The sequence below is a fragment of the Thermus sp. genome (assembly GCF_039793865.1).
Classification (GTDB): Bacteria; Deinococcota; Deinococci; order Deinococcales; family Thermaceae; genus Thermus.
Window position 1 is genome coordinate 1 of the sequence record NZ_JBAMMI010000024.1, and the last position, 8,868, is coordinate 8,868.

At 69.7% G+C, this 8,868-nt stretch carries 6 protein-coding genes; 2 read left to right on the forward strand and 4 right to left on the reverse strand.

Going from position 1 to position 8,868, the window contains the following annotated elements:
* The 3 genes from ABJK26_RS02255 to ABJK26_RS02265 all read right to left on the reverse strand — a co-directional run.
* Nucleotides 1-1,622 (reverse strand): 3'-5' exonuclease (locus tag ABJK26_RS02255; protein WP_347240589.1); only part of this gene is annotated, 1,622 nt, incomplete at its 3' end.
* A gap of 66 nt (nt 1,623-1,688) precedes the next feature.
* On the reverse strand, nt 1,689-1,934 hold the full coding sequence (locus ABJK26_RS02260) for a hypothetical protein (RefSeq protein ID WP_347240591.1): 246 nt from the start codon (nt 1,932-1,934) through the stop codon (nt 1,689-1,691).
* Nucleotides 1,935-1,944: 10 nt separating this feature from the next.
* Nucleotides 1,945-7,461: a DEAD/DEAH box helicase gene (locus ABJK26_RS02265; RefSeq protein ID WP_347240592.1), complete on the reverse strand. Its 5,517-nt coding sequence runs from the start codon at nt 7,459-7,461 to the stop codon at nt 1,945-1,947.
* 81 nt (nt 7,462-7,542) lie between these two features.
* Between ABJK26_RS02265 and ABJK26_RS02270 the strand changes: the two genes are divergently transcribed.
* Both ABJK26_RS02270 and ABJK26_RS02275 read left to right on the forward strand, forming a co-directional pair.
* Nucleotides 7,543-8,283 (forward strand): DUF433 domain-containing protein, encoded by a 741-nt coding sequence (locus tag ABJK26_RS02270; RefSeq protein ID WP_347240594.1) that lies wholly within the window; start codon nt 7,543-7,545, stop codon nt 8,281-8,283.
* Nucleotides 8,280-8,702: a DUF5615 family PIN-like protein gene (locus tag ABJK26_RS02275; RefSeq protein WP_347240595.1), complete on the forward strand. Its 423-nt coding sequence runs from the start codon at nt 8,280-8,282 to the stop codon at nt 8,700-8,702. Before ABJK26_RS02270 ends, ABJK26_RS02275 begins: the two co-directional genes overlap by 4 nt.
* Here the strand turns inward: ABJK26_RS02275 and ABJK26_RS02280 are convergent.
* Nucleotides 8,686-8,868, reverse strand: a 183-nt coding sequence (locus ABJK26_RS02280; RefSeq protein ID WP_347240596.1) for a hypothetical protein, incomplete at its 5' end; no start/stop codon positions are given. The two genes, ABJK26_RS02275 and ABJK26_RS02280, sit on opposite strands and share 17 nt — an antisense overlap.

An 8,868-nucleotide genomic window follows, 5' to 3' on the forward strand; every position in this document is an offset into this window, starting at 1 on the left:
AGGTGTTCTCGGGCGCGGGAAAAGGCCACGTAGAGGAGGTTGCGGTCCTGCTCCTCCAGGTGCGCCCGTTCCTCTTCCGAGGCGGCTTTCTTGAGGAGGGACTCCAAGGGGAAGAGGTCCCGGTTGGCCCCGAACACGGCCACGGCCCGGAACTCCAGCCCCTTGGCGCTGTGAACCGTCCCCACGCGGACCCCTCCCTCTTGCTCCTCCTTGTCGGAGAGGAGGGTGGCCGGGATGCCGTGGGCCACGAGCCGTTCCCGGAGCCCCCGGGCCAGGTCCCGGACCCGGGTGAGGACCCCGATCTCCTCCGGCGGGATTCCGAAGTCCAGGTGGTTTCTCACCCAGGCCACCAGGTCTTCGGCGCAGTCCTCCTGCGTGGGGAAGCCCCGGACCGAGGGCGGGGGGCCCTGCAGGAGGGAAAGCACCTCCCGCACCTCTTCCTCCACCTCGGGGGGAAGGAGGCCCTCCGCGGCCTGGGCGATCTCCCGGGTGGTGCGGTAGTTCACCTTGAGGCGGATGGAGCGGCCCCGGACCTCGAGGCCCATGGCCTGCCAGGAAAGAGGGGCCCGGTAGATGCGCTGGGCCGGGTCTAAGGCGAAGAAGAGGTCGTCCGGACCCTCTTCCACCAGGGCGCGCAGGAAGAGGAGCTCGGCGGGGCCCAGGTCCTGGGCCTCGTCCACCACCGCCGCCCGGAAGCGGGGGAGCTCTCCCGCCTCCGCCTTGGCCCGAAGCCGGTGCAAAAGCCGGTTGAAGGTGAGGAGCCCCTTGGCCTCCATCCGCTCCCAGACCTTCTGGAAGGCGTCAAAGAGCCTGCGCCGCTCCCGGGCGGTGAGGGGCACCCCCCGCCCGCTCCTGGGGAAGCCCTTGTAGAGGTCCCACTCGTACAGGCCCCAGGCGTCCAGGAAGGCGAACTCCGAGCGCAGGAACCCGGGCTCGTAGGAAAGGCTCGAGGCGGCCTCCGAGAGCCAGGGAAGGTACTCCTCTTCCTTGGCGATCTGCGCCGGGCCCAGGTGCTTTTGGTGGAGCCGCACGGCCAGGCTGTGGAGGTTTTCCACGGTAAGGTTCCCCGGCACCTCCCCGAGGAGGAGGCGGAGCCCCGCGCGGAGGCGGGCCGCCAGGAAGCGGTTGTAGGAGGTGAGGAGGAGGGGGGCTCCCGGGTAGCGCTCCGCCAGCTTGGCCGCCCGGTGGAGGGCCACCACGGTCTTCCCCGTGCCCGCGGAGCCCGTGACCCGGGCGGGGCCCTGGAAGGCGCGCTCCACCGCCTCCCGCTGGGCCGGGTGGAGGAAGACCATCCACCGCTCCCAGGGGTGGGAGAGGGCCCGGCGGAGCGCGTCCAGGTCCTGAATGAACTGCAGGTGCTGCCGGGAGAGGGGATGGCGGGCGAGGTCCTCCAGGGTCCTGACCTTGGGGGGCGGCACCACCTTCTTGCCCGCGTGGAGGTCTAAAAGCCTCTCCTGGACGTCCTGGGGGAGGCCGGAGAGGAGCTCTAGGAGCTGGTCCTCGTTTTCCACGAGGAGGAGGGGCCGGAGGTAGGAGGGGGGCACCCCCAGGTCCAGGAGGTAGTCCTCGGGGTAGTTGAGGAGGGGGCGGACCTCCCGGGGCACCACCTTGATCTCCTCCACCACGCGGAAGATCTGGAGGACCCCGGTCCTCGGGTGGACCTCCGCCTGGTGGTTCTCGGCCCAGCGTTAGGCGTCGTCGTGGTGGTCCACGTAGACCAAAATGTATACCTCGCGGCCCTCGTAGAGGATGATGCGCAGGTCCAGGTTGACGTAGATGGACGAGAACCCCTTTTTCCTCAACTTGTGCCACTTAATGCTGGGGTGCTTGGGGTTTTGCAGGAAGAGGAAGACAGTCTCCCGCACCTGGTCCTGCTCCTCCCGGGTGAGCTCGGAGAGGCTTTTATAAAAGGACTCCGCGATGGCCACGTTCATAGGACCCTCCTCACGCCTTCAAGTATCGCAGCACCTCCTCGGGGGGCGTGTCGGGTTTGACCGCGAGGCCGAAGCCCTCGAGGCCCGGGGGCACGAGCCGCTTCCCACCCCAGCGGGCCACGCTCTGCCCCACGATCCGCCCCCCCTGGACCAGGTCCTCCCCCACCTCGTCCGGGGGCGGGAAGCCCAGGCGGCGAAGCCCCTCGAGGAGGGGCCGGTAGGCGGGGTCCGCTAAATCCAAAGCTTCCTCCCAGCTCTCCTCCGGTCCGGCCCCCAAAAGCCTTCTGAGCTCAGCGAAGGCCTCGTCCCAGGGTTCCCCGTCCCGGAAGACCACGTAGGGCACCCCGAGGAGGGCGAGGCGCCCGCGGAGCTCCCGGTCCTTCCGGGCCCGCTCGGGGTCCTCGTGGGGCGGGCCGTCCACGAAGACCCCTATCCCCTTCCGGTAGAAGAAGTCCAAGCGGGTGTGGGTGCCCCCCAGGTCCAGGACCCGCTGGGCCTCCTCGGGGAGGGGAAGGCCCCTCCGGCAGCACTCCAGGAGCCACCTTTTCTCAAGCTCGCTTTCGCAAAGGGCCTGGAGCGCCCCAAGCCCGGGGCAGGCCTCCTCCTCCCGCTCCTCCCGGAATAGGGCCTCCTGAAGCTCGGCGAAGAAATCCAGGACCAGGGTCCGGTCCAGGAGGGCGTGGTGGGCCTGGTTGCCGTAGTCCATGAGGCAGTCGTAGCAGGCCCGCTCGCAGGCGTTCTCCTCGCCCTGGTGCATGAGCCTTAGGGCGGTTGTGGCGAGCTCCTTGAGGGGATGGGGCGTCTCCTCGGGGGGCCAGGCGGCGAGGGCGGCGAGGGCCCCCAAGCCCCCCTCGTACCCCTCGGCCAGGACCACCCGGTAGGGCGCCCGGCCGCCCGAGGTCTTTTGCAAAAAGCCAAAGAGCTCGTCGTCGGCCAGCTCCAAGACCACCAGGGCGGCCTTGCGGAAAGCCGCGAGGAGGCTTAAGTAGAAGGCCTCTTGCTTCTCCGGGGGCACCCCGGGGGGAAGGGGCACCTCCAGGGCCAGGACGTCGCTTTCCGCCCGGGCCTCGAGGACCACCCCCCGCTCCAGGTCGGCCTCCTGCCCCCCGGCGGGGCAGCGGCCCTCCTTGCCCTCCTTCCAGGGGTGCTCTTCCAGCTCCTTTTCCGTGAGGAGGAAGCGGCGGCACCTTTTGCAGTAGACGAAGCCCCCCTGCAAGGGGGTGTCCTCCTCCTCCAGGAACCAGGCCCTGAGGCCCTTGTTCAGGGCCACCACCTCGGCGTTGTGCTCGTAGAGGAGGCGCACCTCGCCGCTTCGGTAGGCCTTGGGGGCCTTGGGCCTCCAGTCCCACTCCACCTCGTAGCCGAGGCGGGCCCGGTCCTCCTCGTCGCTGGTGATGCGCCTTTGGGGCAGGCCCAGGAGGGCCGGGGGCAGGAGGAGCTTGAGGGTGGGAGGCTCCGCGGTGAGGCTCGCCCCGCAGGCCCGGCAGGACCCTTCCACCTCCACGTGGCCGCAAGAAGGGCAGCGCTTGGCCGGGCGGAAGGCCTCGGGCCTGGGGAGGAGGGCCAGGCGGTTTAAGTGGTAGCGCCTGCCCCCGTAGTAGAGGGTGTTGCCGGGGGCGAGCTCGGTGAGGGCGATGAAGGTGGGCCTCTCCAGGCGGCGCACTTCCCCGCTTGGCGTGACGAGCTCGGCGGAGGCGGTGGCCCGGCCGAAGGCGTAGTTGGGGAGGAAGCCCCGGGTCTCCAGGTAGCCCCTGAGCTCCATCTCCACCAGGAAGCGCCGCTGCCGGTCCGCCCGGTCCACCTCCCCCCGCACCTCCTCAAAGAGGGGGTTCTTGGGGCCCATGTGGCCTAGGCGGGTGGCGAACTCGGCGTAGCGGGCCTGGGCGTCTTGGTACTCCTCGCGCCAGGGGTCAAGCTCGCGGTCCAGGTCGGCGAGGAAGCCCTCTACCACGCTTCGGGCCAGGTCCTCGGTAAACCAGGGAAAGCGGGCCATCTCCTGCCGGAAGGCGCCCCGCACCGCCTCGAGGATGGCCTCCTTGTGGCGGGCGATGCCCTCGGCGAAGGGCTTGAGGAAGCCTGGCCTCAAGGGGAAGGCGTGGCCTTGGTCCTCGTAGTCCAGGGCCTCGGCCACGGTCCTGGGGAGGGAGAGGTCCCACTGGGCCAGGACCTCGAGGACCAGGGCCCGCACGTGGGCCTGGATGAGCCTCGGGTTATCCAGGAGGAAGCGGGGGGCCTGGATCGTTCCCCGGACCATCTTTTCCGGGTAGCGGTAGAAGTAGGCGTCGTGGCCCAGGGCCCCGGCGAAGGCCTGGATGAGGGCGGGCTGTCCCTTCCGCCCCGCCCGGCCCGAGCGCTGGGCGTAGCTTGCGGGGGAGGGGGGGATGTTGCGCAGGAAGACCGAGGAGAGGGCCCCGATGTCTATGCCCATCTCCAGGGTGGGGGTGGCCACGAGGAGGCTTAAGGGGTCTTGGGGGTTGCGGAAGCGCTCCTCCAGCTTCCGCCTCTCCTCCCCGGGCACCTGGCCGGAGTGGGCGCGGGCCTCGAGGGGGGCGGGGAAGGGCCGCCTGCGGTAGAGGGCCTCGTAGAAGGGGTGAACCTCCCGCTCCTCCAGGGCCTGGGCCGGGTACTCCGGGGAAAGCCTTAGGGCGTAGAGCTGGCCCGTGTAGGTGCTCCGGGGGCAGAAGAGGTAGCGCCCCTCGGTCTTCTCCAGGAGGATGGCCGTGGGGCTCAGGGCCAGGCCCTGGACGCGTTCCTTGCCGTAGGCGGGAAACTCCACCAGGAGGAGGACTTTCTCGTCCTTGAGGGCCCCCACCACCCGGCGGAGGAGGGCCTGGGCCTCCTCCCGGGGCAGGTTCAGGGCCCGCATGGTCCAGGCCTCAAAGAGGCTTGGCCGCCGGTCCCCGTAGAGGCGGAAGGCGTGGCCGAAGCGGGGCGGCCTGGGGGGGCGGGCCTCCAGGAGGAGGGCGGCCCCCCCGGGCTCCACGAAGACCTCGTGGGGGTAGGCGGCCAGGGGCTCTTCCACCTGGTAGCGGAAGTGGAAGGGGTTGAGGAGGGGGTGGGCGATGGCCCCCCGCCTTCGGGCGAGGTCCAAAAGGCCCACCAGGTAGTCCCGGCGCACCTCCTCGGGGGCCTCGAGGCCCTTCCAGACCCCTTCCTCCCGCACCAGGTCCTCCAGGTGGCGGTAGCGGTAGCGCACCAGGCCCGCGGCCTCCAGGTTCTTGAGGTGGGGCTGGGTGTTTCGGGTGGCCTCGAGGACCGCCGCCAAGGAGAGGAGCTCCTGGTACGCCCGGCCCTCGGGGCCGAAGGGGTCGTAGAGGGCTTGGGCCTCCCGCCTGGGGTCGCTCCGTCGCCACGCCTCGTAGACCTGGCGCCCAAGCTCCGAGAGGAAGGCGGGGCCCCGTTCCAGGACCTCCAGCACCGTCTGGCGGAAGAGGACCTTGCGGAAGAGGTCCTGGAAATGGCCCGCCTGGAACTCGGCGTCCTGGCGGTTGTCGGTGAAGACGATGACCTTGCGCTCCTCCTCGGGGAGGGTGGCCAGGGTGGAGAGGAGGAGGAGGTCGGTGGCGGTGGAGCGGCCCACCAGGCCGAAGGCGGCGAGCTTCCGGATCTCCCCGCCCCGCCGGGAGTGGGCCACCTGGCAGGTGGGGCAGAACTGGAAGGGGTAGGGGAGGACGGCCACCGGCACGCCCCCCTCCTGGGCCTCCCCCGTGAAGGGGTCCAGGGTGAGGTTTTGGGGAACCAGGCCCGCCCGGTCCCGCTTGACCCGGCCCTTCTCGTCCAGCCAGTCCTCGGGGAGGGGCTCCTTCTCGGGGTGCCAGAACCCGGGCCGGAGGTAGCGCACCTCCTTGCGGGAGGGCTCCATCAGGGAGGGCCCGGGAAGGTAGCGGCCCTTCTCCAGGCGGGCCACCAGGTACTCCTGGCCGCAGTTGCGGCAGAAGACCACGGGGTAGGCGGGCCTGCCCTTCAGGTTCCGCTCCCCCTTGAGGGAGAGGCCCACGAGGTCCAGGGTGGCGGTGAGGTCCGGGGCCTGGGCGTAGAAGGCGTGGATGCGGGGGATGAGGTAGCCCGTGGCCGCCCCCACCCTTAGGCCCAGGGCCACCTCGGCCCGGGCCTGGTCCTCCGGAACCCCCTCGGCCTTGGCGAGCTCCTGGGCGAGCTCCCCCAGGGTCTTGGGCTCGGCGAGGGCCCCTTCCAGGAAGAGGACCACCCGGCGCACCCTGGCCTCGCCCCCGGGGCGCGCCCGCACGGCCTCCTTGAGCTCCTCGGGGAGGCCCGAGAGGTCCAGGGGAGGGGGGTCCTCGAGGGTCTCCCCGATGACCCGGGCCACGGGGGCCCCGAAGAGGCTTTCGGCGAAGCGCCGGATGGCCTCCTCCCCCCGGTCCACCGTGGCCGAGGTGCCGATGACCTGGAGGCCCTCCCCGGCCCCGGTGTGCTGCCTCAGGCGCCGGATGAGGAGGGCCACGTCCGCCCCCCTGAGGCCCGCGTAGGTGTGCACCTCGTCCAGGACCAGGTAGCGCAAAACCCCCCGGTGCTCGGGAGGGAAGAGGAGGCGGTCCTCGCGGCGGGTGAGGAGGAGCTCCAGCTGGACGTAGTTGGTCAGGAGGAGGTCCGGGGGGTTTTCCCGGATCTCCTCCCGGCTCAGGACCTCGGCGTCGCTCACCGTGCGCTCCAGGAGGAGGCGCTCCCTTAGGGCCTGCCCCTCCTCCCGGGTGCGGGGGGTTTCGCCGTTGTAGAGGGCGATGCGGAGGCCCGAGCCGTGGAGCCTCAGGGCGAAGTCCCGGTACTGGGAGTTGGCCAGGGCGTTCATGGGGTAGACGAGGACCGCCTTGACGCCCGGGCGGCGCTCCCTCAGGGCGTGGACCAGGATGGGCATGCCGAAGGCCAGGCTCTTCCCCGAGCCCGTGCCCGTGGCCACCACGAAGCTCTCTCCCCGTAGGGCGGCCCGCAGGGCCTCCTCCTGGTGGACGTAGGGGTGGAAGGGGGTGGGGTCCTGGAAGTCTTCCGGGTTGCGCCTCAGGAGGGGGCGGATCTCCGGGGGCAGGAGGCCTTCCCGGATGAGCTCGTCCACGCTTTTCCCCAGGCGGTAGCGCCTTTTCTGGGCGATGAAGGGCTCGCGCCAGAGGAGGTCCTCCTCCTCCACGCCCTTCCGGAGGAAGTCGGCGATCCTTGGGTTCCTGGGCTCCACGAAGCTTTCGGCGTAGCCCCGGAAGCTTTCCTGGATGCTTTGGAGCTGGGCGAAGGGGTCGCGCTGGGGCGCCCCCGCCCTCAAGGAGGTCTCGGAGAGCCCAAGCCGGGCGAGGGCCCAGGCGCGAAGGGCCTCGGGCATGGTCCCCACTCCCAGGCGGCGGGCCACTTCTTCCGGGGAAAGGCCCAGGGCGAGGAGGGGAGAGAAGAGGGCCTCGAGGCCCTCCGGACTCGCCTCGGTCACCCCCGACCAGTCCAGGGCTTCCCCCTGCACCAGGCGGGGGAGGACCTGGGCGAACCAGCGCTCGGGGCGGAGGTCGTCGGGCTGGAGCTTCCAGGGCATGTTCTAAGTTTAAACGGCAGGGCGTGGCCCGTGATCTTGGGCCTTTGCCGGTCGGCAAAAGCGGGTATGATTGGGACGAGAATGGGAGGGGAGAACGGCAGGAACAACCCCTTGACTCTGGGCGAGCCTCGAGGGGCCTTCCCCCCGGGGGAGCGCCGGGACCCGAGGGACGCTCCCCTTTACACCCTCCGGGAGGCGGCCCGGTACCTGGGCGTGCCGGAGGCCACCCTGCGAACGTGGGTGCGGGGGCGCGGCTACCCGGTGCAAGGGGGTTCCAAGCGAGAGTGGTCGCCGCCCTTGATTCAAACCCCCGGGGGCGGGCCGTTCCTATCCTTCCACAACCTGGTGGAGGCCAACGTGCTGGCGGCCCTGCGCCGGGAGCACCGCATTTCCATGCAGCGGGTGCGCCAGGCGGTGGAAGCGGCCAAGGAGCTGCTTCAGGTAGAGCGCCCTCTGCTTTTAGACCTTCAGGCAGGCCTCGGGGAGGTCTTCGTGGAGCACGGCAGAGAACTTCTCTCCCTGACCCGGAGCGGCCAGGTGGCCTTGCGGGAGATCCTGGAGACCTTCCTCAAGCGCGTGGAGCGCGACGAGAAGGGCCTGCCTCTTCGCTTCCGCCCGCCGGTGGGCGAGAAGGTCCGATCGGAGTGGATTACCCTGGACCCCCGAGTGGCCTTTGGGGCCCCTGCGGTGCAAAGGGTTCAAACCCGAGTCCTGGCCTTGCGGTTCAACGCCGGAGAGGAGCTAGAGGAAATCGCTGAAGACTATGGCCTCTCCCTCGAGGCCGTTCGGGAAGCCCTAGTTTTTGAGGGCATGGCCGCGTGAGCCCGGTTTTCTTCTGCGACCGCAACCTGGGGAAGAGGTTTGCGCTGGAGCTTCGGAAGCTTGGCCTTTCGGTGGAACTTCACGACGACCACTTCGCCCCAAATGCGCCCGACGAGGACCTGTTGCGCTTCGTGGCTTCGCGGGGATGGGTGGTCCTGACCCTGGATAAAAGGATGCGTTACCGGCAGGAGGAAAAGGCCGCCATTTTGCACTACGGGGCCGGGGTCATCCTGCTCTCTTTCCCCAAGAACCCCCAAAAGGACTGGCTGTTGGTTCTGGCCTCGGAGTTTTATCAGGCCCAATCCAAAGTTGAGGCCTTCCTCCAGAGAACTCCGCCGCCCTTTTTGGCTCGCTTTCGTGTTGATCCCAGCAAAAGCGGTCGGAAGCACTATCGGATGGAGGCTATCCCTCTCGTATAGGTGCCCTTGCCTGGGAGCCGCTTGGCAGCCTCTCCCACGCCTCCAGCACCAGCCTTCTCGTGCGGTACTCCCCGTAGCGCTTGAGGTCCTTGTCCTTGAGCACCCGGAAGGTCTCGCCGGGGAAGCGGCTCGCCTCCACCCGCTTTCGGTAGGCCCTTTCGTCCAG